Origin of the sequence: Sphingomonas sp. NIBR02145 (assembly GCF_027359115.1) — a bacterium.
In the GTDB taxonomy this organism is placed as follows: Bacteria; Pseudomonadota; Alphaproteobacteria; order Sphingomonadales; family Sphingomonadaceae; genus Sphingomonas; species Sphingomonas kyeonggiensis_A.
The window spans coordinates 686,701-713,682 of record NZ_CP114791.1 but is presented as its reverse complement, the minus strand read 5'-3'; the positions used below and the strand labels follow the sequence as shown (position 1 = coordinate 713,682).

At 67.1% G+C, this 26,982-nt stretch carries 23 protein-coding genes; 15 read left to right on the top strand and 8 right to left on the bottom strand.

What is annotated here, in order from left to right; translation table 11 throughout:
* Positions 1–47 precede the first annotated feature (47 nt).
* The 9 genes from O3305_RS03320 to O3305_RS03280 all read left to right on the top strand — a co-directional run bounded on the left by O3305_RS03320 (position 48) and on the right by O3305_RS03280 (position 11,288).
* Positions 48–815, top strand: coding sequence for a DUF2334 domain-containing protein (locus O3305_RS03320; protein WP_269575135.1), 768 nt, complete (start codon positions 48–50; stop codon positions 813–815).
* Complete coding sequence (locus tag O3305_RS03315) at positions 803–1,957, top strand: glycosyltransferase (RefSeq protein WP_269575134.1); 1,155 nt, start codon at positions 803–805, stop codon at positions 1,955–1,957. The genes O3305_RS03320 and O3305_RS03315 overlap by 13 nt, the downstream gene beginning before the upstream one ends.
* Before the next feature lie 62 nt (positions 1,958–2,019).
* The gene (locus O3305_RS03310; protein WP_269575133.1) at positions 2,020–2,868 is read left to right on the top strand and encodes a hypothetical protein; all 849 of its coding nucleotides are present in this window, start codon (positions 2,020–2,022) and stop codon (positions 2,866–2,868) included.
* 44 nt (positions 2,869–2,912) lie between these two features.
* Positions 2,913–3,701, top strand: coding sequence for a protein-L-isoaspartate(D-aspartate) O-methyltransferase (locus tag O3305_RS03305; RefSeq protein ID WP_269575132.1), 789 nt, complete (start codon positions 2,913–2,915; stop codon positions 3,699–3,701).
* A gap of 104 nt (positions 3,702–3,805) precedes the next feature.
* A complete protein-coding gene (locus O3305_RS03300; protein WP_269575131.1) occupies positions 3,806–4,798 on the top strand; it encodes an efflux RND transporter periplasmic adaptor subunit in 993 nt (330 codons plus the stop codon).
* Between the two features lies 1 nt (position 4,799).
* A complete protein-coding gene (locus O3305_RS03295; RefSeq protein ID WP_269575130.1) occupies positions 4,800–7,904 on the top strand; it encodes an efflux RND transporter permease subunit in 3,105 nt (1,034 codons plus the stop codon).
* Positions 7,901–9,277: an efflux transporter outer membrane subunit gene (locus tag O3305_RS03290; protein WP_269575129.1), complete on the top strand. Its 1,377-nt coding sequence runs from the start codon at positions 7,901–7,903 to the stop codon at positions 9,275–9,277. Before O3305_RS03295 ends, O3305_RS03290 begins: the two co-directional genes overlap by 4 nt.
* Positions 9,277–9,954 (top strand): response regulator transcription factor, encoded by a 678-nt coding sequence (locus O3305_RS03285; RefSeq protein ID WP_269575128.1) that lies wholly within the window; start codon positions 9,277–9,279, stop codon positions 9,952–9,954. Before O3305_RS03290 ends, O3305_RS03285 begins: the two co-directional genes overlap by 1 nt.
* A 35-nt stretch (positions 9,955–9,989) precedes the next feature.
* Positions 9,990–11,288, top strand: coding sequence for a sensor histidine kinase (locus O3305_RS03280; protein ID WP_269575127.1), 1,299 nt, complete (start codon positions 9,990–9,992; stop codon positions 11,286–11,288).
* Here the strand turns inward: O3305_RS03280 and O3305_RS03275 are convergent.
* The 4 genes from O3305_RS03275 to O3305_RS03260 form a co-directional block, all read right to left on the bottom strand.
* Positions 11,285–14,338 (bottom strand): efflux RND transporter permease subunit, encoded by a 3,054-nt coding sequence (locus O3305_RS03275; protein ID WP_269575126.1) that lies wholly within the window; start codon positions 14,336–14,338, stop codon positions 11,285–11,287. The two genes, O3305_RS03280 and O3305_RS03275, sit on opposite strands and share 4 nt — an antisense overlap.
* Positions 14,335–15,375: an efflux RND transporter periplasmic adaptor subunit gene (locus tag O3305_RS03270; RefSeq protein WP_269575125.1), complete on the bottom strand. Its 1,041-nt coding sequence runs from the start codon at positions 15,373–15,375 to the stop codon at positions 14,335–14,337. Before O3305_RS03270 ends, O3305_RS03275 begins: the two co-directional genes overlap by 4 nt.
* The gene (locus tag O3305_RS03265) at positions 15,372–16,676 is read right to left on the bottom strand and encodes a TolC family protein (protein ID WP_269575124.1); all 1,305 of its coding nucleotides are present in this window, start codon (positions 16,674–16,676) and stop codon (positions 15,372–15,374) included. Before O3305_RS03265 ends, O3305_RS03270 begins: the two co-directional genes overlap by 4 nt.
* Before the next feature lie 132 nt (positions 16,677–16,808).
* Complete coding sequence (locus O3305_RS03260; RefSeq protein ID WP_269575123.1) at positions 16,809–17,054, bottom strand: PepSY domain-containing protein; 246 nt, start codon at positions 17,052–17,054, stop codon at positions 16,809–16,811.
* Between the two features lie 240 nt (positions 17,055–17,294).
* Here O3305_RS03260 and O3305_RS03255 point away from each other — a divergent pair, with 240 nt between their 5' ends.
* The 4 genes from O3305_RS03255 to O3305_RS03240 all read left to right on the top strand — a co-directional run bounded on the left by O3305_RS03255 (position 17,295) and on the right by O3305_RS03240 (position 20,401).
* Entirely contained in the window at positions 17,295–17,972 is a 678-nt protein-coding gene (locus tag O3305_RS03255) for a winged helix-turn-helix domain-containing protein (protein WP_269575122.1), read from the top strand.
* Positions 17,959–18,528, top strand: coding sequence for a hypothetical protein (locus O3305_RS03250; RefSeq protein ID WP_269575121.1), 570 nt, complete (start codon positions 17,959–17,961; stop codon positions 18,526–18,528). Before O3305_RS03255 ends, O3305_RS03250 begins: the two co-directional genes overlap by 14 nt.
* On the top strand, positions 18,489–19,319 hold the full coding sequence (locus tag O3305_RS03245; RefSeq protein ID WP_269575120.1) for a sensor histidine kinase: 831 nt from the start codon (positions 18,489–18,491) through the stop codon (positions 19,317–19,319). The genes O3305_RS03250 and O3305_RS03245 overlap by 40 nt, the downstream gene beginning before the upstream one ends.
* An 89-nt stretch (positions 19,320–19,408) precedes the next feature.
* A complete protein-coding gene (locus O3305_RS03240) occupies positions 19,409–20,401 on the top strand; it encodes a YncE family protein (protein WP_269575119.1) in 993 nt (330 codons plus the stop codon).
* A gap of 55 nt (positions 20,402–20,456) precedes the next feature.
* Here O3305_RS03240 and O3305_RS03235 read toward each other — a convergent pair whose 3' ends face one another.
* The 4 genes from O3305_RS03235 to O3305_RS03220 all read right to left on the bottom strand — a co-directional run bounded on the left by O3305_RS03235 (position 20,457) and on the right by O3305_RS03220 (position 24,709).
* The gene (locus tag O3305_RS03235) at positions 20,457–21,140 is read right to left on the bottom strand and encodes a Fe2+-dependent dioxygenase (RefSeq protein ID WP_269575118.1); all 684 of its coding nucleotides are present in this window, start codon (positions 21,138–21,140) and stop codon (positions 20,457–20,459) included.
* Positions 21,134–21,709, bottom strand: a complete 576-nt coding sequence (locus O3305_RS03230; protein ID WP_269575117.1) for a tetratricopeptide repeat protein — start codon at positions 21,707–21,709, stop codon at positions 21,134–21,136. The genes O3305_RS03235 and O3305_RS03230 overlap by 7 nt, the downstream gene beginning before the upstream one ends.
* 122 nt (positions 21,710–21,831) lie before the next feature.
* A complete protein-coding gene (locus O3305_RS03225) occupies positions 21,832–24,312 on the bottom strand; it encodes a TonB-dependent receptor (protein WP_269575116.1) in 2,481 nt (826 codons plus the stop codon).
* Between the two features lie 115 nt (positions 24,313–24,427).
* Positions 24,428–24,709, bottom strand: coding sequence for a type IV toxin-antitoxin system AbiEi family antitoxin domain-containing protein (locus O3305_RS03220; protein WP_269575115.1), 282 nt, complete (start codon positions 24,707–24,709; stop codon positions 24,428–24,430).
* A 271-nt stretch (positions 24,710–24,980) separates the two neighbouring features.
* Here O3305_RS03220 and O3305_RS03215 point away from each other — a divergent pair, with 271 nt between their 5' ends.
* Positions 24,981–25,655 (top strand): response regulator transcription factor, encoded by a 675-nt coding sequence (locus O3305_RS03215; protein ID WP_269575114.1) that lies wholly within the window; start codon positions 24,981–24,983, stop codon positions 25,653–25,655.
* The gene (locus O3305_RS03210; RefSeq protein WP_269576440.1) at positions 25,655–26,980 is read left to right on the top strand and encodes a sensor histidine kinase; all 1,326 of its coding nucleotides are present in this window, start codon (positions 25,655–25,657) and stop codon (positions 26,978–26,980) included. Before O3305_RS03215 ends, O3305_RS03210 begins: the two co-directional genes overlap by 1 nt.
* The last annotated feature ends 2 nt before the right edge of the window (positions 26,981–26,982 follow it).

Sequence of the window (26,982 nt, the reverse complement as noted above, 5' to 3'; positions counted from 1 at the left end):
TCCGGTCGCCGGACTGCGGTGCCGGCTGTCGGCGGCATCCTGGCAGCGTGACCAGATCCCGACAGACGCCCCGCCGCCTCCTCGCCTCGATCCATGACGTGTCGCCACGCCACGAGGCCGCGGTCGACCGGCTCCTCGAGGAGCTTGCCCTGGCGGGCGTCACGCGCCTTGCCATGCTCGTCGTGCCGGATTTCTGGCGGGAGGCGGAAATTCGTCCCAGTTCCCCCTTTGCGGCGCGCCTTCGCCGCTGGAGCGAGGGCGGGATCGAGATGTTCCTCCATGGCTATAGCCACCGGGACGAGACCGAGCACGCCTCCTGGCAGGACCGGGTCAAGGCCAGCCAGATGACCGCCGGCGAGGGCGAGTTTCTCGGCCTGGATGCGGACGAGGCTGAACTCCGAATCCGGGCCGGCCGGAGGCTCCTCGAGGACATCACCGGACAGCCGATTGCCGGCTTCATCGCGCCCGCCTGGCTCTACGGCGCCGGGACGCACAGCGCGATGAAGACGCTCGGCATCCCACTCGCCGAGGATCATATGCGTGTCTGGGATCCGGCGGGCGGGCGAGTGCTGGTCAACACGCCGGTCCTCACCTGGGCGACCCGCACCCGCGCCCGCATGCTCTCCTCTCTTGCGGTCGCGAGTGTTGCGCGCGTCATCCCCTTGCCGAAGATCGTGCGTATCGGCGTCCATCCCGGCGACGTCACGGTGCCCGCAACCCTTTCGAGCATTCGCCGGACCGTCGGCAAGATCGCCCGGACGCACGTCCCCAGCCACTATCGCGACATGGTCGGAGACCTGGCATGCGCGTCCTGACCTTCCTGCACAGCTTCGAGCTGGGCGGCGTCGAGCGCGTCGCGCTGCGGCTCGTCCGGTATTGGCGCGGACTGGGCGTCGATGCACCGCTCTTTGTCGGGCGCGAGGACGGGCCGCTTCGCACGGAACTGGCGGACGACCTGGCCTATACCGTCGCTCCCCAGCCTCTGATCGGCACCGCCTGGTGGGAGACCTTCTGGATGATCGGCCGGCTGCCCGCCGAGATCCGCCGCACCCGGCCCGATATACTCTTCGTCTCCGGCAGCACCTATACCATCGTCGCCGCCGCCATGGCGCTGCGCTTCGGCAGGCGCTGCCCAGCGATCGTGGTGAAGATCAGCAACGACCTCCCACGCAACGATCTGCCGCCGGTCGCGCGCTTCTTCTGGCGCTTCTGGCTCGGCGTGCAGGCGCGCTTCGGCTGGACCTGGGTCGTCATGGACGAGGCGATCGCCGCGGACCTCCCGCCCGGCATGCGTCCCAGGTTCCGCGTGATCCACGACCCCGCGATCGAGGCGGCTCGGATTTGCTACCCGGCGCCGCGGCAGGCGGGTGGTGCCAGGCGCTTCGTCGCGATCGGACGCCTTACCTCCCAGAAGGACTATGCATTGATGCTGCGCGCTTTCGCGCGCGGCGCACACCCTGACCAGACGCTGACCATCTATGGCGAGGGCCCGGAGCGCGAAACGCTCGAGGCCCTTGCCGCCGCGCTCGGTATCTCGGATCGGGTCGCCTTTCTCGGCCATGTTGCCGATGCCGCCTCCCATCTCGACGGCTTCGACACCTTGTTGCTGTCCTCCCGCTACGAAGGGGTGCCGGCGGTGCTGGTCGAGGCGCTTGCGGCCGGACTTTCGATCATCTCCACCGACAGCGGCTCCGGGGTACGCAGCCTTCTTGGAGACGGGCGCTACGGAAAGATCGTGCCGCGCAACGAAGACGCGCTCGCCACCGCGATTTCCCGGGCCGATGCGGCACCGACGCCCGATGCGACCCGCCTGGCCCATGTGCACCGCTTCACGCTTGAGCATTCCGGCCAGATCTATCTCGACACCTTTGCCGAAGCGGCGCGGCCCTCCGCGCTGGTCGACGCCACCGCCGACCAAGCCGGTGGGCTCGCATGGCCGGTGCCGCCCGCCCGATGAACACGCTCGCTATTCAGACGCCGCCCCTGCCACCCGTCTCCGCCTCCGCTCGGGAGTGGCTGATGACCTTGGCAGGCCTTGGCCTTTCCGCCGCGATCCTGCTCGCGGTCTTCGCTCAGTTGGGCGGGATCGACCCTTCGCACTTCAAGGCAGCACCGGCGAACCCCTGGTTCTGGCTATGCTTTGCCCTGGTCTATGCCGTTGGGCCCATGATGGAATGGCTGATCCTGCGCCGGCTGTGGCAGCTGCGTGCGGACGCCTTGCCGGCACTGTTTCGCAAGCAGGTCGCGAACGAGATCGTCTTTGGCTATTCGGGCGACGCGCAATTCTACCTTTGGGCACGACGGCACCAGCCCCTCCAGGGCTCGGTGTTCGGGACGCTGCGCGATGTCGCGGTGCTCTCGGCGCTGGCCGGCAATCTCGCGACGCTGGTGATGATGGTGCTCAACGCCCCACTGCTCTATCGGGTCGCCGGCGGCACGCTCCTCAACAGCTTCGCCGCCTCGGTCGCGGTCATCATCCTGTCCTCGCTCGTGATCCTCGTCCTGCGGCGTGCAGCGGCACTCCTGACGCTGTCGCGCCGCGATCTCCTAATTACCTTCGGGCTCCACGGCCTGCGGATCCTCCTCAGTCTGGTGCTGACGGCCCTGCTCTGGAAACTGCTGCTGCCAGGCCTGCCGGCGATGATCCTCGTTGCGGTTGCCACGCTGCGCATGATGGTCCATCGCCTCCCCCTAGTGCCGGCCCGCGACGCGCTGCTCGCCCCGCTCGTGCTCTCCTTGCTCGGCTCTGGCTCGGGGCTTGCTGCCGCAACCATGCTCGTCGCGGCGCTGACCCTGGTGACGCATGTCGTGGTCGGTGGGCTCACGGCGGCGGCCTCCTTCCTCCCGGCTCGGCGCGCAGCGCGATGACCCTTGTTCGAGGATGGAGGCCAGGTCTTGCCTGCATCGCCACCATGTTGCTGGCGACCGCGGCGTTCGCCCAGGATCAGGATTTCGCGGCGGCGCGCAGCGCGATGGTGGGACGCATCCGGACGGCGGTCCGGAACGCCGCGCCGAGCGCGGATAACGCGGCGCTGGCGCGCGCACTTACCGCCATTGGCTCGGTCCCGAGGGAAGCCTTTGTGCCCGCAAATCTGAGGGCCGATGCCTATCGGGAGACTCCGCTCCCGATCGGCTATGAGCAGACGATCTCGGACGCCTATATCGTCGCGCTCATGACCGCCGCCGTCGATCCGAAACGGGGCGCCAACGTCCTCGATGTCGGGACGGGGTCGGGCTATCAGGCAGCCGTGCTCGCAAAGATGGCCGATCGGGTAGCCTCGATCGAAATCGTACCGCAGCTCGCCGATACGGCGCGTACGCGGCTGCATGCGCTCGGTTACGCCAATGTCGAGGTTCGCGCGGGCGACGGCTATGCGGGTTGGCCGGAACGGGCGCCCTTCGATGCGATCATCGTCGCGGCCGGCGCCGCGCGCGTGCCCCAGCCCCTCCTGGACCAGCTTAGGGTCGGCGGAAGGCTGGCGATGCCGGTCGGTCTTAGCTGGGCGACCGAGCAGATCCTGATCGTGACGCGCACGGGGCCCGCCAAATATGAGCGATGCTCGCTCGGCTGGTCCATGTTCGTGCCGCTGACCGGACAAGGCAGGCGGCAGGAAAATTCGACAGGGCCGTTCGATAAGATACCATTCTGCTTCGAGGACGAAGTGGCCCATCCGGACTTCCAGGCTACCTCGCCCAAATAGCAGCAGGCAGGCTCGCACGCCGAGATGGACGAATTGTATAGTCAGCGGGACCTGCACCCAACGGCGCTTCGCTAACCCCGCCCGGTCAACAGTCCGGGTCTGCCATGCAACGCGCCTTCCTTCCCTTTCCGTTCATCGCCGCTTCCGCGCTCGCCGCATGCGGTGCCGAATCCCCGGGCGCTTCGCCGGCCAAGGCCGTTCATTCCGAACCGGTCGCGCATGAGGCCGAGCTTCTCAAGCTGACCCTGGCGCCGCAGGCGGAGGCCCGGCTCGGCATCGCGACAGCGCAGGTCGGCGCCGGAAGCGCCCAGTCAAGACGGGAGACCGCGGGAGAAATCGTCGCGCCCGCATCAGGCGGTGGCATGCCGGCCGGGTCCGGGACCAATCTCGGCCAGCTCGGCGCGCAGCAGGTCGCCGCGGACGGCGAGGTCCTGCGAGCCGCGGCACAGACCCGCCTTGCGCAGATCGCCCTCGCGCGTGCCGAGGCACTCGTCCGGGAAGAGGCGGGCAGCGCCCGTGGCCGTGACGAAGCCGCTGCCGCGCTTGCGACCGCCCGCGCCGCCGAGGTGACGGCGCGGCGCCAACGCGCCATGCTCGGGCCGGCCATCGCATCGCTCGACGCCCAGCCGCGCCTCTGGGTACGGGTGATCGTGCCGGCCTCCGACCTGAGCGGCCTCGGCCGCCGTGCGGCGGTGCAGGTCCGACCGCTTGGCGGCCAAGGTTCGCCGCGCATGGCGGTGCCCGTCGATGCGCCGCCTTCGGCCAACGCATTGGGTGCGACCGTCGATCTCTATTACGCGCTCGATAATCGGGACCACGCCTGGCGCGTCGGCCAGCGCGTTGCGGTCTCGCTGCCGATGGCAGCGGGCCCGGTACAGGGACTCTCCATTCCGACGGCAGCGATCCTGCGCGACATCTATGGCGGCGAATGGGTCTATCTGCGGACCGCGCCCCATAGCTATGTCCGCCGACGGGTCGAGATCGCCTCGAGCGACGGCGGCTTCGCTCTTGTGACGCGCGGACTGGCGCATGGCGACCATGTAGTCACCGACGGGGCCGCCGAATTGTTCGGCACCGAATTCGGCGTGGCCCACTGACATGCTCGGCTGGATCGTCCGCAATGCGCTCACCCAGCGGGTACTGGTTCTCGCGCTCTCCGTACTCCTCGTCCTCCTCGGGCTGCGCGCCTCGAGCGATGTGCCGCTCGACGTGTTTCCCGAATTCGCGCCACCAATCGTCGAGATCCAGACCGAAGCACCCGGACTCTCGACGGAGGAGGTCGAGAGCCTGATCACCGTTCCCCTGGAAGTCGCCGTCAATGGCGTGCCGGGACGCACCACGCTGCGCTCCAAATCGGTGCTCGGCCTGTCCTCGGTCGTCATATTGTTCGCGCCTGGGACCGATGTGATCCGCGCGCGCCAGTTGGTCCAGGAACGCGTCGCCCAGGTCCAGGCCCGTCTACCGGCGGCCGCGCGTGCGCCAGTGCTGCTGCCGCCGCTCTCCTCGACCAGCCGGGCGATGAAGATCGGGATCAGTTCGAAGACGCTCGATCAGATGCAGCTGTCGGAGCTCGTCCGCTGGACGATCCGCCCGCGCCTGATGGCCGTGTCCGGCGTGGCCAATGTCGCTTCCTGGGGCCAGCGCGACCGCCAGCTCCAGATCCTGGTCGACCCCGACCGTCTGCGCACCGCCGGCGTAACCCTCGCCGAGTTGCGCGCCGCGGCAGGCGACGCCGTGCCGGTGGGCGGTGGCGGTTTCGTGGATACCCCTACCCAGCGCTTTGCGGTCCAGCAGGTCGGAGCGATCCAGAGCGCCGAGGATCTGTCGCGCACGCTCATCAAGCTTTCGGGCGGTGCGCCCATCCGGATCGGCGATGTGGCACGCGTCACCGAGGATCACGCCGCCCCGATCGGCAATGCGATCATCAACGACGGTCCAGGCATCATGCTGATCGTCGAGAAGCAGCCCACCGCCAACACGCTCGATCTCACAAAGGGTGTCGAAGCCGCGCTCGCCGAGATCAAGCCGGGGTTGAAGGGAGTCGAGGTCGATACCTCGATCTTCCGTCCCGCCACCTTCATCGAGCGCTCGATCGACAACCTCACCCGAGCGCTCGCGATCGGTTGCATCCTCGTGGCCGCAGTGCTGATCCTGTTTACCCGGGACTGGCGCCAGGCAGTGATCAGCCTGGTCGCGATCCCGCTGTCGCTGGTCGGCGCCGGACTGGTGCTGCTTTGGAGCGGCGCCACCATCAACACCATGGTGATCGCCGGGCTGGTGATCGCGCTTGGCGAGGTCGTCGATGATGCGATCATCGATGTCGAGAATATCGCCCGCCGGCTGCGCCTGAACCGCGAGGCCGAGCATCCCCGCCCGGCGCTCGAAGTGGTGTTCGACGCCTCGATCGAAGTGCGCAGCGCAGTGGTGTTCGCCTCGCTGATCGTGATGCTCGTGTTCCTGCCGATCTTCTTCCTCGGCGGCCTCGCCGGCACCTTCTTCCAGCCACTCGCGATCGCCTATATCCTCGCCATCGCCGCCTCACTGCTCGTCGCGCTCACCGTGACCCCCGCGCTCAGCCTGATGCTACTGCCCAAGGCCCCGCTCGGTGAGCATCGCGACACCCGCTTCGTCCGGATTCTGAAGCGCGGCTATGCCGGGCTGCTGCCCCGGCTGACCGATCGCCCGCGCCTCGCGATGAGCGTGGTTGCTGCCGGGCTTGCGATCTCCGCGATCGGCTATGCGAGCTTCAAGGACGAATTCCTTCCGCATTTCCGCGAGACCGATTTCCTGATGCATTGGGTCGAGAAGCCCGGCACGTCGATCGAAGCGATGGACCGCATCACGATCCGCGTCTCGAAGGAGCTGCGCGCGATCCCCGGGGTACGCAATTTCGGCGCGCATATCGGCCGTGCGGAGGCGGCCGACGAAGTGGTCGGACCCAATTTCACCGAGTTGTGGATCAGTCTCGACGAGACGGCGGACTATGACGCCAGCGTCGGCAGGATCCAGGAGGTGATCGATGGCTATCCGGGCCTGTTCCGCGACGTGCTCACCTATCTGCGCGAGCGGATCAAGGAAGTGCTGACCGGCGCCGGTGCCTCGGTGGTCGTGCGGATCTTCGGCCCCGACCAGACCGAGCTGCGTGCCGCCGCCGAGCGGGTGCGCACCAGCGTTGCCGGCATCGACGGCGTCGCCGACCTCAAGGTCGAGCAGCAGGTTCTCGTCCCACAGATCCAGATACGCCCGCTGCCCGTGGAGATGGCTCGGCTAGGCCTGACCGCCGGGGAGGTCCGGCGGCAGGCAGCCACCCTGGTCGCTGCCGAGAAGGTCGGCGAGATCTACCGCGACCAGAAGTCCTTCGAGGTCGCTCTCTGGGGCGAGCCGGCGGTCCGCGACGACCTCCACGCGCTCGCCGGCCTCGCGCTTCAGGCGCCCGATGGTAGCCAGGTTCGGCTCGGCGATGTCGCGGAGATCCGCATCGCTCCAGCGCCCAACGAAGTGAAGCGCGAGAATGGCGAGCGCCGCATCGATGTCACGCTGAACGTGAAGGGGGCCGACCTGGGCTCGGTAGCGCGCGCCGTCGAGCAGAAGGTGGCGGGCCTGCCGTTCGCGCAGGGCTATCATGCCAAGGTGCTCGGCGAATATGCCGCGCTAAAGGAATCCCGCCAGCGGCTCTGGACCACCGGACTGCTCTGCCTGATCGGCGTGCTGCTGCTCGTCTGGCTGGAATTCCGCTCGCTCAGGATCACCGCGCTGGTGGCGGCAAGCCTTCCGTTCGCCCTGGTCGGCGGCATCGTCGCGGTGGCATTGACTGGCGGTACGATGTCGCTCGGCTCCCTGGTGGGCTTCGTGACCGTGCTCGGCATCTCGGCGCGCAACGGGATCATGCTGCTCTCGCATTATGCGCATCTCCGTAGTGTCGAGGGCGAAGCCTTTGGTCCTGCCCTCATCCGCCGCGGCGCCGAGGAGCGGCTCGTCCCGATCCTGATGACCGCCGCCTGTGCGGGCCTCGCGCTGGTACCGCTGATCGTGGCCGGGAACGCGCCGGGGCATGAGATCGAGCACCCGATGGCGATCGTCATCCTTGGCGGGCTGGTCTCCTCGACGCTGCTCAACCTGTTCCTGATGCCCAGCCTCTACGCCCGCTTCGGCGAGCCCCGTGCAGCCAGCCCCTCACCCTCCCCGCAAGGAGCGCTCGCATGATGCGCCGCTTCACCTCTCTCCTGGCGCTGACGGCGGCCGCCTGTGCAGCACCGGGCGCCCAGCCACCCCGCACCATCCCACCCGCGGGCACCGAAGCCCCCTTTGCCGCGCTGCCCTCGGCATCGATCGCGGCGGTGCCCGCCCATTGGTGGCGGCTGTTCGACGATCCCGAGCTGGACCGGCTCGTGACGGCGAGTCTCGCCGCCAACGCCGATCTGCGCCTTGCCTATACCAATCTGGACGCGGCGCGTGCGGCGCTCCGTCAGGCCCGCGCCCAACGCCTGCCCCAGGCGACACTCGAGAGCAGCCTCGGCATCGACAGTCCGGCAGACCAGCCCAGCGCGGCGACGGTTTCCTCCTCCGACTATGACATCGCCGCAACGATCAACTGGGATGCCGATCTGTTCGGTCGGCTGCGCAGCGGTGCGCTTGCCGCCCGGGCGGATGCGGCCGCAGCCGATGCGGCCGCCGACGGCGTCCGGGTCGCGGTCGTGGCCGACACGGTCCTCGCCTATGTCGATCTGTGCGGGGCGAGGCGCGGCGAAGCAGTGGCACGCGAAATCACGGCCGCGCAGGCACGCGCCGTCGAGACCCTGCGCGATCAGCTGCGCGCCGGCGAAGTCTCGCCGCTCGAAGTCACGCAGGCCGAGACCCTGCTTGCCGTCGCCGAGGCGGATGTCCCCGGTTTCGCCGCGCAGCGCGACAACGCACTCTATCGCCTGGCCACCCTCCAGGGGCTCGCTCCCGCAGCGGCGCGTGGCTGGACGCTGACCTGCACCGCCGTGCCCCGCCTGCCTGGCGCGGTACCAATCGGCGACGGCACGGCGCTATTGCTTCGGCGTCCCGATATCCGCGAGGCCGAGCGCAGGCTGGCTGCCGCTGCCGCGCGGGTCGGCGTTGCCCATGCGGAGCTGTATCCCCGGATCAATCTCGGCGGTGCGGCCGGGCTGTTGCGGGGTGACTTCTCGGCCGCGCTCTCGCCGCTGGTCAGCTGGGTGCTTCCCAATGTCCCAGGGCGCGCCAAGCTCGCGCAGGCGCGCGCCACCGAAGCCGGCACGCTGGCGAGTTGGGACATCGCGGTGCTGCGGGCACTGCGCGAAGTCGAGACGGCGCTGGCCGAAATGGACGCCGAGGTTGCACGCAACCGCCGCCTTGCCGATGCCGAAGCGGCAGGCGCGCTCTATGCGCGGCGCAGCGCCGCACGCGTCAGGCTCGGCGACGCCGCCCCGTTGCTCCGCATTGACGCAGAACGCAGTCTCGCCACCGCGCGGCTCGCACGTGCGCGATCGGATCTTCTGGTCGCGCACAACCAGGTGCTTCTGTTCCGGGCGCTGGGTGGCGGTTGGCAAGTCGCCGGCGGGGAGGCACGCTGATGCGTATCCTGATCGTCGAGGATGACCAGGAAACCAGGGACTTCATCGCCCGCGGCCTGAGCGAGGCTGGCCATTCCGTGGCGATTGCCATCGATGGGCGCGACGGGCTGTTCCAGGCGACCGAAGGCAGTTTCGACGTCCTGGTGATCGACCGTATGCTGCCGGTCATCGACGGGCTGTCGGCGATCCGGATGCTGCGTGCCGGCGGCTGTACCATTCCCATTCTCATCCTGACCGCGATGGGCAGCATCGAGGATCGGGTCGAGGGGCTGGAAAGCGGCGCGGACGACTATCTGGTCAAGCCGTTCGCCTTTTCCGAGTTGAGCGCCAGGTTGCTGGCGCTGGGCCGGCGCCTTCCCGCGAGCCTCGCCGAGCCCAATCGCCTCGCCGTCGGGGATATCGAGCTGGATTTCGAGCGCCGTACCGTCCGTCGCGCCGGCCGGCGGATCACCTTGCAGCCGCGCGAGTTCCTCCTGCTCGCCGAGCTCATGCGAAATCCTCACCGGGTCGTCACCCGAACCATGCTGCTCGAGCGGGTCTGGGATCTCGATTTCGAGCCCAAGACGAATATCGTCGAAACCCATCTCAGCCGGCTCCGGGCAAAGCTCAACGCCGGCTTCGAAGAGGACGCGATCGAGACGGTGCGGGGCGCCGGCTATATGATCCGGGGCGGCTGATGCGGCGGACAGGAAATTCCACTTTCGGTCTCGCCTTGCTGGTCAGCCTGGCGCTGACGCTGGGTGCGGTCGCGATCGGTGCAGTCTCCTACGAGGTCACGCACGAGGCGCTGGAGCAGCAACTCGACCATCGGACTGCAACCGAGACCCGCGCCCTGCTCGCCGAGCCCGGCGCGCACCGAACCACGGCAATAGCCACGGGTATCCAGCGGCGCGAAGCGGTCCCCGGTCCGGAGCATCTCGACTATCTGCTGGTCGACGCGCGCGGCCGACATATCGCGGGAAAATTGGCCGCAACTCCGCCCGCCCAGCCAGGCTACTCCGAATTCCTCCGGTACCGGGATGGACGCGTAGGTCAGGCATTGGCCACGCGGCTATCCGATGGTGCGATGCTGATCGTCTCCGCCGATCGGGCAGTACTCGACGAGACGGATCGCCACCTCCTCACGCTCTTCACCTGCGCATTCGGGGCCATGCTGTTACTCGGCTTGGGGGGCGCCTGGACGCTGGGGGCGATCACCCGGGCCCGGTTGCGGAGGATGGACCGCGCAGCCTTGGCGATCATCGGCGGCGATCTGTCCATGCGCATGCCGGTCGACGCATCGGGCAGCGAGTTCGACCGCTTGTCGGCAACGCTGAACCGCATGCTCGACCGGATCGCCGCGCTCATGGCGAATCTTCGCCAGGTTTCCGGCGACGTTGCCCATGACCTGCGCACGCCGCTTACCAGACTGCGCAACCGGCTCGACGAAGCGCTGAACGGCGCGGAAGCGCAGCGCGACGCCGCGATCGAGGCGGCCATCGTCCAGGCCGACGAACTGCTCGAGATATTCGCCGCGCTCCTGCGCATCTCCGAAGTGGAAGGGCTCGGCGTCCGCAAGCAATTCCGCCCGGTGGCGCTGGGCGCGGCCCTTGTGGAATTCGCCGAGACCTATCGCCCCGATGCGGAGGCGAGCGGGCATCTCCTCGACACCGAGATCGACCCGGCAATTAAAGTGCTTGGCGATCGCCGCCTGCTCATCCAGCTCGCCACCAATCTGTTCGACAATGCACTGCGCCACACACCGCCCGGCACCCGTGTTCGGGTGGTGCTGGCCAGCGAGAGCGGTCTCGCCTGGTTGCGGGTGACGGACGACGGCCCGGGAGTCGCGGAGACCGCACGCGACCGGCTCTTCGAGCGGTTCAGTCAGGCCGAGCAGAGTCGATCCTCGGGCGGGCACGGCTTGGGCCTGGCGCTCGTCGCGGCGATCGCCGCGGCCCATCGAGGTGAGGCCAGGCTACTCCCCGGCCCCGGCTTCGGGATCGCGGTGTCGCTCGGACCTATCCTCGATTAGGCTCCTAGTTCTTCGCGCGAAAGCGTCAGGCGAAGCAGTGCCGGCATCGCGATCAGCACGAGCGGATATTGCAGCATCAGCCCCGCGATGATTGCCACTGCCAGGGGCTGTTGGATTCCCGATCCCTGTCCGATCGCGAGCGCGAGCGGCAGCAGCGTGAGGATCGCCGCGAGCGTCGTCATGGTGATCGGCCGCAGCCGGTTGCGGCTCGCCTCGCGTACCGCGGCCAGCGGCGGCATGCGATGGCGCAGTTCCTCGAACTCGGAGACGTAGAATATCGCCATCTCGGTACCGATGCCGATGATCATCGTCATCCCCATCAGCGCCGTGATGTTGAGGTCGAGCCCGGCCAGCCACAGGGCGGTGAACACGGCTGTGGTCGAGAGCAGCGAACAGCCGATTATGATCAGCGGTATCGCGAAGCGGCGATACAGCACCAGAAGCAGGATGAACTCGGCAATGAGCGCCGCGACGAACACCTTGGCGAGGCCGCCAAACGCAATCTGCTGTTGCTGATAGAGACCGCCCATCTCATAGCGCACGCCGGGGGCGAGCACACCGGGCTGGTCGATCGCCCTGGTCACGTCACCCACTGCGGCACCGATACCGCGCCCGGTGATGCGGCCGGTCACCGCTACCATGGGCTCAAGATTCTCGCGGCTGATCTGGGGCTGGCCGCTGACCGGCGCCAGCGTCGCGACGCGCGAGAGCGGAAAGACATGGCCGTCGGATGCGCGGATCGGCACCTGGGCGAGTTGGTCCTGTGTGAGCGTGGTGACGCCCGGTAGCCGTACGCGCACATCCACCGCTTTCGATGGCTGCGGAATGGAGGTCGCCACGACCCCAGTCAGCGCGGAATCGAGGGCCGTCTGGACATCTGCCGGGGTGACGCCCTCATAGCCCGCCCGGATCGGATCGATTTTCACGTCGATCGCGTCTCCCGCCAGTTGCAGACCGCTTTTCACCTCGACCACGCCGGGAATCTTGCCGATCAAAGCGGCGATCTTCTCGGCCTGCGGGCCGAGCGCGGCGGCATCCGAGGAATAGAGCTTCACCTCAATCGGTTGCGGCACCGCCGTGAGGTCGCCGATCAGGTCCTCCATCAGCTGGGCGACCTCGACTTCCACTCCGGGAACCTTGCGCGCGACCTCTTCGGCGACCGCGTTCATCTTCTCCTCGGCGGTCATCGAATGGTTGGGCTTCAGCCGGACGAAATAGTCGCCGTGGTAGCTTTGCCCGAGATCCCCTCCCAGGCCAGTGCCCAGACGCCGCGAGAAGGTCGCAACATCCTTGTCCGCGCGGAGCAGGGCATCGACCTGCGCCATCCTCCGGCTCGACTCGTCGAGGGAGGTCCCCGGCGGCGTGAAATAGTCCATCACGAAGCCGCCCTCGTCGACCTTTGGCATGAACCCGGTCGGCACGTTGGAATAGGCGACATAGCCGAGGATCAAGAGCGGCACCGCGACGACGGCGAGCAGCCAGGGCCGCCGCATCACGCCGTCGAGCGCCTGGTCGTGGTGGCGAGTCATCCAGCCTTCGTGACTGCCATGCGCCGTATCCTTGCCGTCGAACCGGAGCAGGCGCCGGGCGAGCACCGGCACCACGAAAGCGGTCATCGCCCAGGAGATCGCGAGCGCAGCCGCCATGGTGAGCGACAGCGCCTTGGAGAAGGCGCCGGTCACCCCGGTGAGAAAGGACAGCGGCAGGAATACCATCAGCGTTGCGAGGCTAGATCCGGTGAGCGGCGCGAGGAATTCGCGTGCAGCGGGGAGGATCGCGGCCTGACCGGTCTCCGCCCCGGAGGGAGAGCCATCGCCTTGCGCACGGCGGACGATGTGCTCGATCATCACGATTACGTCGTCGATCAGCAGGCCCACTGCTGCGGCGATGCCGCCCAGTGTCATGATGTTAAAGCTCATGCCCGCGATCGACAGCACCAGCACGGTCGCCATGAGCGTCGCGGGAACGACGATCAACGCGACCAGCGTCACCCGCCAGCTGCGCAGGAAGACGAGCAGCACGATGGCGGCCAGCACCAGCCCGATCAGCACCGCGTCGCGCACGCTGCCGAAGGATTGGGTGACGAGCTCGCTCTGGTCGTACCAGTTGAGCAGCTTGACCCCGGGCGGCAGCTTGAACCCGGCAAGCCTGGCCTGGACTTCCTTCGCGATCTGCACGGAATTGCCGTCGGGCTGCTCATAGATGTTGAACAGCACGGCCGGCTTGCCGTCCTCCGACACCCGCAGCCATTGTGGAACGATGCCGTCCTGCACCGTGGCGACGTCACGGACCCGCACCACCCCGCCGGGGCTCGACTTGACCACCACGTCGCCGATCCGCTCGGGCGAGGCGATCGTGTGATCGGCGATCACCAGCGACAGGCGGCCACGATCCTGCACCTGGCCAACCGCGCTCAGCACATTGCCGTTGGAAATCGCGGTCGAGAGATCGCTCATCGCGAGGCCGAAGCTCGCCAGCCGTGCGGGATCGCCGAGCACCTGCACCTCCTGAGTCTCGCCTCCTTGCACATCAACGCGGGCGAGACCCGAGATGCCCGAAAGCAGGGGCGTGATCTGGTAGCGGCCAAGATCCTGGAGCTGGGTCGGGGAATGCTTGTCCGAGATCAGCGCGTACGAGATTATCGGAAAGACCGTGGGGTCCATTCGGCGGACATTGTAGCTCGTGCCCGGAGGCAAGGCCGAGACCGCGCGGGCCATGGCCGCGTCGACTTCCAGCGTGCTTGCCACCATGTCGCGGCCCCAGCCGAAGTCGATCGAGATCTGCGCTGCGCCGCGCGATGTCTCGGAACGCACATTCTGGACGCCGGGGACCGAGCGGAGAACCTGCTCCACAGGGCGGGTGACGATCAGCGCGGTCTGGTCGGCCGGGCGGCTCCCCGCATCGATGTCCACGACGACGCGGGGGAAGGAGACTTGCGGAAACAGCCCGATGGGCAGCGACAGCGCGGCGACGAGCCCGGCAAGCGCCAGCGCGACCGCGATGACGACGAAAGCCCGTGACTGGCTGGCCAGCAGCTTTGAGAAATTCACTTGGCGTCACCCATGCGGACGGCATCGCCGTCTGACAGCTGATAGGCACCATCGACGACCAGGGGCATGCCGCTCGTCATTTGCCCGCTGACCACGTCGCTGTCGGGCGTGGAAACAAGGACTTTCACCGGTACGGCGCGTGCCTTTCCGCCCGTCACCTGAAAGACCATGGCCTTGCCTTCGGCATCCATCGTCACAGCCTTGTGCGGCACGACCCAACCTTGCGCCTGACCTGTCACGATCGCGACACGCACGGCTTCGCCGGTCAGGAAGCTGCCGGCCGGATAGGCTACATCGACATCCACCTGGCGCGTGGTCGCATTCAACATCGCGTCGATGCGCACGACATGGCCGGTCACTGCCGCGCCGCCATCCAGCCGGGAGAGCCGCACCTCCGCCCCGACGCGCACCTGATTGCGTAACGCCGGATCGACGCCGGTGGTGATCACCAGCGACCCGTTTCGCGCGACACTGGCCAGCGCCGCCCCCGGCTGAGTGCGATCGCCCTCGGCCACAGGGACCGCCGCAACCACGCCTGCAAATGGCGCGCGGAAGGTAATGGTACCGGAGCCGGCACCCTCGGCCCGGAGCGCGGCAAGCTGGACGCGCGCATCGGCCAGCGCCTTTTCCGCCTGGGCGAGCTGGTCGCGCGTTGCGAGCTGCTGGGACAGTAATTGGGCGGTGGAATCGCGCTGCGATTGCGCCGCCTTCACCGCATCGGCCGCCTGGGTGTAGGCACCACGCGCGGTCGGCGCGACGGCGAAGATCAGCACGGGCTGGCCGGCCTGTACGGCGACACCCTGGGTGACCAGCAGTTTCACCACCTGGCCCGGCTGCGGCGTGCTGATCGTCTGCTGTCCATTGCCCGAGGGGGCGGCCGATCCATAGGCTTCGATCAGCATCGGCAAGCTGCCCTGACGGGCCTGGGTTACGGTAACCTGCGTCACTGGCGCTGCCTGGTTGCCCGGCTCGCTGGCGCCGCAGCCAGCAAGCGCGACAGCGAGCGCCAGACCCGTAGCGATACGCGCGGCGTTCACTGTGCCGCTCCGTTCGCCCCGGGATCAGGGAAACCGAGGGTATCGACTGCGGGCAGTCCCGCGCCGATCAATGTCTGGATCGCGACCTGGCGGTCGAACAGTGCGAGCTCGAGCGTCATCACTTCCTGTTCCTTGGAAAAACGGCTGCTGAGGAGGTCGACGAACGATCGCTCGTCGAGCGTGCTGGCTGCGAAAGCCTTGCCCGCGCGATCCGCGGCGGCCCGCGCCTCGTCCAGATCGTGGCGGGCCGCGGCGAGCTGAAGCGCGATCTGGTCGCGCTCGCTGAGGAGCGCTCCGACCTCGCCGGTCACAGCGGCGAGCCGAGCGGCATATTCGCGATTGAGCTGCTCGCGGGTCGCCCGGGCGACCGCGATATTGCCCTGGTTACGGTCGAACACGGGCAGGCCGATCTGCACATTGGGCCCGCCGCTGATCACCTTGCTGTTGTCGCTGGAAACCGAAGCGCCGAACACCAAGTCCGGAAATTGCGACAGGATCGCCACGCGCAGTTGTTCGTCCTGCGCGGCATAGCCGGCACGCAGCGCGAGCAGGTCGGGACGGCGCTGGGGCAGCGTCCCCAGCATTGCCCGAACCTCGATCGGATCAAAGGCAGGCAGATCGATTGCGTCGGCAAGCGGCAAGGTCACATCCGGCGCAATGCCGAGCAGCGCGTTGAGCTTGTGCCGGCTGGCAAGCTGGGCCTGACCCTGCTGAAGCATCGCAGCCCGCGCCGCCTGCAGCGCACCGGCGCTGGGCGCCAGGGTCGACAGCGTGGCGTTCCCCGCCTCGAGCGCCTTGCGGTTCGCGCCATAGCGCTTTGCCATCAGTTCGTAGGCCCGCTCGAGCATGGGGCACAGGCGCTCGCCGAGCACGATGTCGCCGGCAAGCTGGCGGGCCTGGCCGGCGACCTGCCATTCCTGCCAGAGCAGATCGGCATGGACCTGGTCGAGGCTGTCCCGGGCGGAACGCCGCTTGGGCTTGAGCACGATCAGCGCCTTGATGTCCTGCGACAGGCCGAGATTCCAGCCCGGCACCGATCCTGCTCCCGAAAGAAGCGGCAGGATCGCCCCGCTGAGGCTCGGATTGGGTAGCACGCCCGCCTGGACGAGCTGGGCCTCGGCGACGCCGGCCTTGGCGCGTGCCGCCAGCAGATCGGGGTTCCGCGTCACCGCCAGGGCGGCCACCGCGCTGACCGTGAGCGGGCGCTTCGGCATATCGGGTATGGCGGCAAGGCTCGGCGCAAGCGGTGCTTCGGTCTGCAGCGGCAGCGGCGCGTAATGCTGACAACCCGCGAGCGGCACGGATAGCGCTAGCAGCAGCGCGGTTCTGGATCGAAGAATTGGGGGCACGAGGCACCTCGGCTGAAGTGGGGGACGCCGCCGCCAAGAGGGCCGGGCGGCGGCGTCCGGACCGAAAGCTGGGATCAGCTTCGGTCAGTCCGGGTTCGGGCCTTCGACGATGTTCTCGAGCACCTTGCCCGTCACCGCATCAACCCCGACCTCATAGGTCTTGCCACCCGCCTTGATGTCGAACGAATAGCGCAGTCCGCTGCCACCCTTCTCCGCCTCGAGTTCGTGATCGGTGACCTTGCCTGCCCGCGCCTTCAGCGCGATCACCTGCGCCTGGGCGAGCGTCAGCTTCGGCTTGGGTGCTTTCTGCGTCGGACTCGCGACGGCCACGAAAGGAAGGCTGGCGGCCAGGCTGGCCAGAAGTGTGAGACGCCCAATCTTGTGCATGATCTTGCTCCAATGCTCCCCCGGCCCTGCCCTTCTACAAGGCGCGCATTGGCTGCGCGTGAGGTGAACATTGGGAATCCCCAACTTGCCCGGGCCGCGCTTCAGGAGTTTAATCGCGTGGCCTCGCCTCGGGCTCTGATAGCTTGGGACCCTGATGGCCTGAGACCCTGATGGATCGTGCCGGTGAAACTTCTGCTGCTTGAAGACGATGCTGAGACGCGAACGCACATCGCACGGCTGCTCCAGGCGGAAGGGCATGTCGTCGATACTGCGAGGACCGGTCCGGACGCGATCTTCCTCGGCACCACCGGCAGCTATGCCGTGCTGATCCTCGACCGGATGGTGCCCGGGGTGGACGGGCTCGGGGTCGTCCGTTCGCTGCGGGCCGCCGGCATCCAGACCCCCGCGCTGTTCCTCACCGCACTGGGGGAAGTCGATGACCGGGTTGCCGGGCTGCAGGCGGGTGCCGACGATTATCTGGTCAAGCCCTTCGCTGCTTCCGAACTCCTTGCCCGGGTCGAGGCACTGGCGCGTCGCGCCCCGGTTGCGGAGGTGGCGACGGTCCTGCGCGCGGCAGATCTCGAGATCGATCTGCTCCGGCGCCAGGTGACGCGCGCCGGCCGGCGCATCGAACTGCAACAGCAGGAATACAAGCTGCTGGAGTATCTCCTGCGCCACGAAGGCAAGATCGTCACGCGCAGCATGCTGCTCGAGAATGTCTGGTCCTTCCATTTCGACCCGGGCTCGAACCTGATCGAGAGCCATATGAGCCGGCTTCGCGCCAAGGTGGACAAGGGCTTCGACCGGGAACTGATCCACACCATTCGCGGCGCTGGCTATCGGCTCGATGCAGACGCCTAGGCTGCTGGTCAGCGGTGCGTTCCGCTTCGCGATCGCCCTTGCCCTGGTCTTCGCGCTCGGAGCCGTGGCCTTGCTTGCCATCGTCGAGCATTCGGTTTCCGCATATGCGGTGGAAGCAGCCGGCGACGGCATCCTCGCCGAGCATGACGTGCTGGTGAGCGAGTTCGAGACCAGCGGCCGCGCCGCACTGGTCTTGGCGATCAACCGACATGCCCGTGCCGTGCGAGAGGACCAGTTCCACTATCTCCTGTTTGATTCCGCCGGCGCGCGCCTTGCCGGCTCGCTTCCCGCAGCGGCGGCCCGCACCGGATGGCACGAATTCCAGGTACTCGATCCGGACCAGGGCGGCTCCGGCAGATCCGTGCCGGTAAGGGCGTTCGGATCGCGCCTTACGGACGGCACACTCCTGGTTGTGGCGAATGACGTCTCCGACCTGCAGGACCTGCGCACCGGCCTGCGGGCATCGACCGTCGCCTTCGGAGTGCTTATATCACTGCTGGCCTTGGCAGGGGGCTGGTGGTCGGCACCCTGTTCCTGCGCAGGCTCGATCAGGTGAACGGCGCGATCGCGCGGATCAATGACGGTCGGCTCAACGAGCGACTGCCGCGTATCGGAATGGGCCCGGAGTTCGATCAGCTATCAGGCAATCTGAACCGGATGCTCGATCGGATCGAAGTGCTGATGGATGGACTCCGCCAGGTATCGAACGACATCGCCCATGATCTGCGCACGCCGCTTACCCGCCTGCGCCAGCGGCTCGAGCGCATGCAGATCGGCACCGATCCGGCACCGATGCCGGAACAGATCGAGGGAGCGATCGCCCAGATCGACGAGATTCTCGGCATTTTCAGCGCCCTGCTCCGGATCGGCGCGATGGAGGCGCGAGGCATCCAGGCAAGCCTGGCCCGCGCGGACCTGAGCGAGATGCTCGAGCGGCTTGCCCAGATCTACGCGCCGGTGATCGAGGATGCGGACCATGTGCTGGAGGACGCCATCGCGCCCGGCATCCATGTACGCGGCGACCTCGAGTTGCTGACCCAGGCCGTGACCAACCTGATCGAGAACGCGATCCATCATACTCCCGCAGGCACGCGCATACGGCTCGAACTGACGCGCGCTGGAAATGACGTCCGGCTGGCGGTTTCCGATACGGGGCCCGGCATCGCCGCCGAGGAGCGCGCGCGCGTGCTCGGCCGCTTCTACCGCATCGACACCAGCCGCAGCACCCCCGGCGCGGGGCTCGGTCTGGCCCTGGTGGATTCGATTGCCAAGCTGCACGGCGCCACGCTCACCCTTTCCGACAATGGCCCAGGCCTGCGGGTAGAGCTGCTATTCGCCCGCGGCTGAGGCGAAGGATTGTTTTTCCCCAATGTTCGGCAAATCCTGAGCGAACCTCAGAGGCGCTATCCTCCGATCCTCGACCGACGGAGAATCCCATGCGCCCGCTGTTCCTCGTACTCGCTTCGCTGCTTTCTACCACCGCCGCCGATGCGCCGAACTATGCCGTGACCGGCAGCATTGCGGGCCCCGATGGCGGTTGGGACTATGCCCGCGTCGATCCGGCTGCCCGCCGCCTTTATGTCGCGCGGGGCGACGGCGTGACTGCGATCGACCTGTCGACCGGCAAGCTCGTCGGCACGATCGGGAGCGCCAGCCGTGGCCATGCCGCGGTTCCGCTGGACGGCGGGCGGTTGCTCGTCACCAGCGGCAATGACGCGACGGTGCGTTTCTTCGACGTGAAGTCAGGCACCACGCTGGCTAGCATCACCGTCGGCAAGAAGCCCGACGCAGCCATCCTGAGCGCCGATGGCCGCACCGCCTTCGTCATGAATGCGGATAGCGGATCGGTGTCAGAGATCGACACCGTCGCGATGAAGGTCACGCGCACCATTCTGGTGAAGCCAGCGCTCGAATATGGCGCGCTGGTCGGCACGACCCTGTATATCAACGACGAGGACGCGAACGAGATCGAGGCGGTCGATACCGTCCGAGGCACCGTCAGCGACCCGATCGCGATGCCGGGCTGCGAGGGGCCGACGGGCCTTGCCTATGACGCCCCCCATGGCCGGCTGATCAGCGCCTGCGCCAATGGCAAGGCGGCGATCGTCGATGTGCATGCCGGGCGCATGACCGCGCTGGTCGATATCGGCGAAGGCGCGGACGCGGTACTGCTCGATCCGGCGCGCCAGCTCGCCTTTATTCCCTGCGGCAAATCGGGCGTGCTCGACATCCTGTCGCTTTCGGATAGTGTGGTGACCCGGACCGGCCGGGTCATTACCGAGCCCGGCGCCCGAACCGGCGCCCTCGATCCGGCCACCGGCACAATCTACCTGCCGACCGCCCGCTTCTCGCCGGCGCCTGCGGGTGAACGCCCATCGGCGATCCCGGGCTCCTTCCACATCCTCGTGGTGAAGCCGCAGCGAGGCTAGCCGCTGCCATCCGGCCACAAGCCGCGCGGTATGGCAAAGTCGGCCGCAACGCCCTTCAGGCGTCGGCCCAGCGGCGTAGGAGATTGTGGTAGACGCCGGTGAGCTCGATCACCGAGCGATCGTCATTGCCCAGCGTCGCCACCAGCCGCTGCACCGCCTGGTCCATCTCGAACAGGATGCGCCGCGCGCCATCGTCACGCACCATCGACTGGATCCAGAAGAAGCTCGCCACCCGCCGCCCGCGCGTGACCGGTTCCACCCGGTGGAGGCTCGATGAGGGATAGAGGATCGCATGCCCCGCAGGCAGCTTGACCGATTGCGCGCCGAACTGCCCCTCGATCAGCAGCTCGCCGCCGTCATAGGCAGCGGGGTCCTCGAGGAACACGGTCATCGACAGGTCGCTGCGGATGCGGAAGTCGGTGCCGCGCTGGATGCGCACCGCATTGTCGACATGCGTGCCGAACTGCTGCCCGCCACCATAGCGGTTGAACAAGGGCGGGAAGACCTTGAGGGGCAGCGCCGCCGCGATGAACAGCGGCGAGCTACCCAAAGCGTCGAGAACCATCGCGCCGGCGCGGCGATGCGCGTCGCTGCCCTCGGGAAGCTGTTCATTGTCCTTCGCAAGTGCAGACTGCGCGCCCGAAGTGGCGTTGCCGTCCACCCATTCCGCAGCGTCGATGATTGCACGCAGCTTGGCCACCTGCGCGGGCGGGAACAGCTCGTGAATGGCGATCAGCATCGGAGCGCCTCCGCAAGCTCGGGCCAGGCCGAACCAAGGAGCCATCCCCGCATCTTTGCGGTGAAGGCGGGGGTCGCCGTCGTCCGGGCTTCGACGATCCAACGCCGCGCTTCGGCAGGCTGCCCCTGGCCGAGCAGCATCCGGGCATGGTTGAACATGCCCCGGAAATCGCCGCCTGCGGCTGCCTGCGCATAGAAGCCGGCGGCCTTGGCCATGTCGCGTTCGACTACCCAGCCATCTTCATGGAAGCTGCCGACATAGTTGATCGCCTTGGCATTGCCCTGCCCCGCCGCCTTCTCGAACCAGGCGAGCGCGGCAGGCCGATCCTCGGCCAAACCTTCACCGAGCGTCAGCGCGGTCGCATAGTTGTACATACCCCAGTCGAGGCCCCGTTCGGCTGCGACACGGAAGCATTCGGCGGCGCGTGTTTTGTCGACGGGAGTACCCCAGCCCAGATCGTAGCAGCGCCCGACCATGTTGAGCGCCATCAGATGGCCCTGCGCCGCCGCCTTGTTGAACCAGGCAAAGCCCTCGCGTGCCTCCCCGGTATCGAGCAGCATCTGCCCCAAGACCGCCTGCGCCTCGGCAACGCCCTGCTCGGCACCCGCCCGAATGAGCGCTGCCCGCTCCTCCGGCGAACCAGAGAGGCGGGCAGCGACCTCGTGGGAGGTAAGGCTGTTGACGTCCTCGCTCAGAACTTCACCCCGAGCGTGGCGAAAGCCGAGCGACCCGGCGCGATCGAGGCATAATGCGCCGTATAGGCCTGCGGGAAATAGACCTTGTCGGTCAGGTTCTGCACGTTGACGCTCACATCGAAATGCTCGTTGATCGTGTAGCCGATACGGGCGTCGAAGCGCCAATATTCGGGCACGGTACGGATCAGCACCTTGGTGGCGGGGTTCACGGTAACGACGCCAGCCGCGTTCTGGGTCGCGGTGCGATTGTCCGCATAGCCGCCGAACACGCGGCTCATGTAGAAGGCACCGCCGCCGATGCTCAGGCCTTTGGTGGGCGTGACGTTCGCCCAGAGGGTGAAGCTGTCCTTGGCGGTCTGGGTCGCCTGGCGGCCATTGTTCACCGACGGGACCAGCACGACCTTGGCCGCCTGTGCGCCGACCGCTGCTGCCGTCAGTGCGGTGAAGCCGCCATCGACGATCTTCGGATCGAGATGGGTGTAGCCGCCGAACACGTTCAGCCATTTGGTGACGTTGCCGTTGAAGCTGAACTCGATGCCGCGGATGCGGCGCTTGCCGATGAACTGCACCGTATTGTCCTCGCCGGTGGCGCGGGCGTTGTCGGTGTCGGTCTGGAACGCGGCGAGCGTCAGCGAGAGCTGATTGTCGAATAGCCCGGCCTTGGCACCAATCTCATAGCTCTTGGTCTTCTCGACCTTGAGGCTGTCGAGCAGCGCGAGGTTCGCCGTCGTGTTCGTCGTCGGCAGCGCATTCGCTTCCTGGCCTTCGCCGAGCAGGCTATTCGGCGGCGTGGCTGCCGTCGCGTAGCTCGCATAGAGGCTGGTGTTGCGGGTCGGCTTGAACACCAGGCCAGCCTGCCAGTTGAAGATATTGTCGGTGCGCTCAAGGCTGAAGCCCTGGCTGCCCGCCGGGATGGCCGGAGTCAGCTTCGAGGTGAAGCGATCGAAGCGTCCGCCCAGGTTCAGGATCAGCGACGGCGCCAGCGTGATCGAGTCGAAGGCATAGGCCGAGAGCGTGTGCGCGTCGTTCTGGATCTCGGTGGTCTGGCCACCCTTTACCACCGGCACCACCGTCGTCCCGGTGTCGCTGTTATAGTTGACCCACGGATCGTTCGGGTTCGGGTTGAACAGGCTGGTGCAGTAGAAGCGTGCGAGCGCCGCCGGCGTGCAACGCGGGCTGATGCCCGACCCACTGGCGGTTACATAGGTGCCGCGCCGCGCCTTCTCCCAGCTGATCTCGAAGCCGGTCGCGAAGCTGTGCTTGATCGAACCAGTCTCAAAGCTGCCGAACAGATCGGTCTGGTTGGTCAACGCCTCGGCATAGCCGTAGCGCGTATTGTTGCGGCGCCAGACCAGGCCGCCCGCCGTGGCCGTGGCTGCGGCGTTGGTGCCATAGACATTGCCCTGCTGGTCGTCGGGCTGGGTGTAGATATAGTTCTGCTCGTTATAGCTGTAGCGGCTGCTGTTGCGCAGCGTGACGCCGCCAAAGTCATGCTCGACGCGCAGGGTCGCCTGATGGGTATAGGCGTCGCGGAAGTCGCGGCTCTTCAGGCCGTAGAAGCTGCTGCGGTCGACATGGCCGGTCACACCCGCGATCGTCTTCACATCGCCCATTGCCGGCTCGGAGTAGATCTCGCCCGTGCCTGGCGCGTTGCCGATCGTGTAGAGATAGGGGATGCCGCTGTCCGGCAGCTCATGCGTCTCGAGATAGTAATAGGACGCGGTCAGTCGGGTGTCGGTGCCAAGTCCGATCGTCACCGAAGGCGCCACGCCCCAGCGACGCTGCCAGATCGCATCGCGACCGGCGAAATCCTGATCATGCCACATCGCCGCGACGCGCACGCCGACGGTGCCGCCCAGATACTGGTTCACGTCGAGCGAGGCGTGCTTGTAGTCGGCCGTGCCGACACTTGCGCTGGCGCGGACGAAGTTGGTCGCCTGCGGGGTCTTGGTGATGATGTTGATCGAGCCGCCGGCGCTGCCGCGGCCGCCCAGCGTCGAATCCGAGCCGCGCACGACCTGGACCTGCTCGATCGCGAAGGTGTCGCGCGCCTGCGCGGCAGTATCGCGGACACCGTCGACAAAGGTCGAGCCTTGGCTGTCGAAGCCACGGATGAAGGGGCGGTCGCCGACCGGGTTGCCGCCCTCGGCAGCACCGAAAGTGATGCCCGGCACCGTGCGCAGCGCGTCCGCGAGCGTGGTCGAGCCGGTCTGGTCGATCACGTCCTTGGGCAGGACGATCACCGAGCGCGGGGTATTCTCCAGTGTCGCAGTCGCCTTGGGGCCCTGCAGCTCGGTGCGGGCGCCGGTGACGATGATCTGCTCGCGATCCTGCGCGCTGCGGTCCTGGCCATCCTTGCTGTCTTTCGCGGGCGCCGGATCGTTCTCGGCTGCATAGGCAGTCGCCGAGGTGGCGATGAACCCCACACAGGCAAGCGCGAGGAAGGACACGCCGGAGCGCGTGGCGGAAACGGTCATAGAAGAAACCCCTTTGCTCAATATCTCGACAGCGGCCTTATGATCTGGCTGTCACTCATGATTCTAAGTCGCATTAGCGATAGAGGCGAAGATTTCGCCGATATTCCAATGGCTTCTAGGAAAGAACGTGATCGAAGCGCGGTGCCAGCCGCGACCGGCCATGCGCGACACGCTCCAGGATGCCGCGCTGCCGCAGCTGGCTCGCATAGGCCGCCGAGATGCCGGCCTCCCGCAACTCGGCGGCGGAAACCGTACCGCGCCCACGAAGGCGCTTGATCACCTCGCCAGCGCATAGCGCTTCGCGCGAAGAGGCTGCCGGCACGCCCACAGCGGCCCGAATTCGCCGGGCGGCAGCGCCGCGCATGGCAATTTCGGTGAGCACTATGGCTTGCGGCATCTGGGTTTCCTGCGACAGCTAATGCGACTTGATCGCAACTAAGTGTCGCCTTTACGCTTCGCGGCCAGCCTGCCAATCGGCAAAGCGCAACATTGGGATATTGTATGGGAATGCCAATGTTATCCCAATGTTGTGGCTCGACGCCCTTCCTGGTGAGGCCGGCAACCCGCCCGGCATCGAGGCTGAAGCGGCACATCCAGCCGGGGAGTATTCGGTCGAACGCAACACCGGCGGTTGGCATCGGGTGCCGGTCCGGCGATAGAGTTCGGAAATGCGTATTCTGATCGTGGAGGATGATCCCGAGACCCGCGCCTTCATTGCGCGTGGACTCACCGAGAGCGGCCATGTCGTCGTGGCGGCGAACGACGGCCGTGACGGGCTTTTCCATGCCACCGACGGCAGCTTCGATGTGCTGATCATCGATCGTATGGTACCGGCACTCGATGGGCTTTCGCTGGTCAGGATGCTGCGCACCGGCAATTGCGCTACGCCCGTCCTGATGCTGACTGCGATGGGCAGCATCGACGACCGTGTCGAGGGACTGGAAGCCGGGGCCGACGACTATCTGGTCAAGCCTTTCGCCTTTTCCGAACTGGCGGCGCGGGTCCAGGCGCTCGCCCGGCGCCCTGTCCTCCAGGCCGATCCGGCGCGGATGACGGTAGGCGACATCGATCTGGACTTCGCGCGTCGCCAGGTGCGCCGCGGTGGACGGAAGGTAACGTTGCAGCCGCGCGAATTCCTGCTGCTGGCCGAGTTGATGCGCCATCCGGGCCGCATCGTGACTCGCACCATGTTGCTGGAGCGGGTCTGGGATCTCGACTTCGAGCCTCGAACCAACATCGTCGAGACCCATCTCAGCCGCCTGCGCACCAAACTCAACGCCGGGTTCGACGAGGACGCCATCGAGACCGTCCGCGGTGCGGGCTATCGGATGCGCGCGGATTGATGCGCTTCGGTCGCTCCACCTTCGGACTTGCGGCGCTGATCAGCATCGTGCTGACGCTCGGCACCCTTGCGATCGGCCGCGCTGCCTATTGGATCACCCATGAGGCGATCGAGCGGGAGCTCGACCATCGGGTCGATACCGAGACGCGCGCGCTTCTTGTCGAGCCGGGCGCAGACCGCGGCGTGGCGATCGGGGCCGCCATCGCGCGGAGACTGGCGGCACCAATCGCCAATGACCTGGACTATCTGCTGGTCGATCGCGCGGGAAAGCGGCTGGCGGGCAATCTGGATCCGAAGACGAAGCTCGTTCCAGGCTATGAGGAATTCTTCCGCGCGCGCGACGGTACCGTCGGTCAGGCAATGACCACCCGCCTGCCCGACGGGACGCTGCTGATCGTCCGGGCAGACCGGGCAGGCCTGCGCGCGATCGATGGCCGCCTGCGCGAGCTGTTCAACTGGTCGATCGGTGCGATGCTGCTTCTCGGCCTGGGTGGCGCCTGGACCCTGGGCGCGCTGACCCGGGCGAGGCTGCGCAGGATGGATCGTACCGCGCTTGCGATCATTGACGGGGATCTGGGCCAGCGCATGCCGGTCAGCGGATCGGGTAACGAGTTCGACCGGCTCGCCACGACGCTGAACCAGATGCTCGACCGTATCGCCGCCCTGATGCTCAACTTGCGCCAGGTCTCGAGCGATATCGCGCATGACCTGCGAACGCCCCTTACCCGGCTGCGCCATCGGCTAGAGGAAGCCGCAGAGGGTGGCGATTCCGATCGGTCGGCCGCCATCCAATCCGCGATCCTCCAGGCCGACGAGATGCTCGACATTTTCTCCGCGCTGCTGCGCATTTCGGAGGTCGAGGGGCTCGGCATACGCAAGCATTTCCGCAGCATCGACCTGAGTGCGACACTCACCGACTTCGCCGAAACCTTTCGTCCGGATGCCGAGCAGCGCGGCCATCTATTCGAGATCGACGTGCAACCAGGCATCACCGTGCGAGGAGACCGGCGCCTGCTGATCCAACTGATATCGAACCTGCTCGACAACGCGCTGCAGCACACTCCGGCCGGCACCCGGATCCGGCTCTCGGCCAGCAGGAACGAGCGGGAGATAAGGCTCGCCGTCAGCGACGACGGTCCTGGCGTGCCCGCGCAGGCTCAGGCGCGCCTGTTCGAACGGTTCAGCCGAGCGGATACCAGCCGTTCCTCGACCGGGCACGGGCTGGGCCTCGCGCTTGTGGCGGCAATCGCGACCGCCCATCATGGGACGGCAAGCCTCGCAACAGGCCCCGACTTCGGCATCGACGTCATCCTTCCGCTGCCCTGACC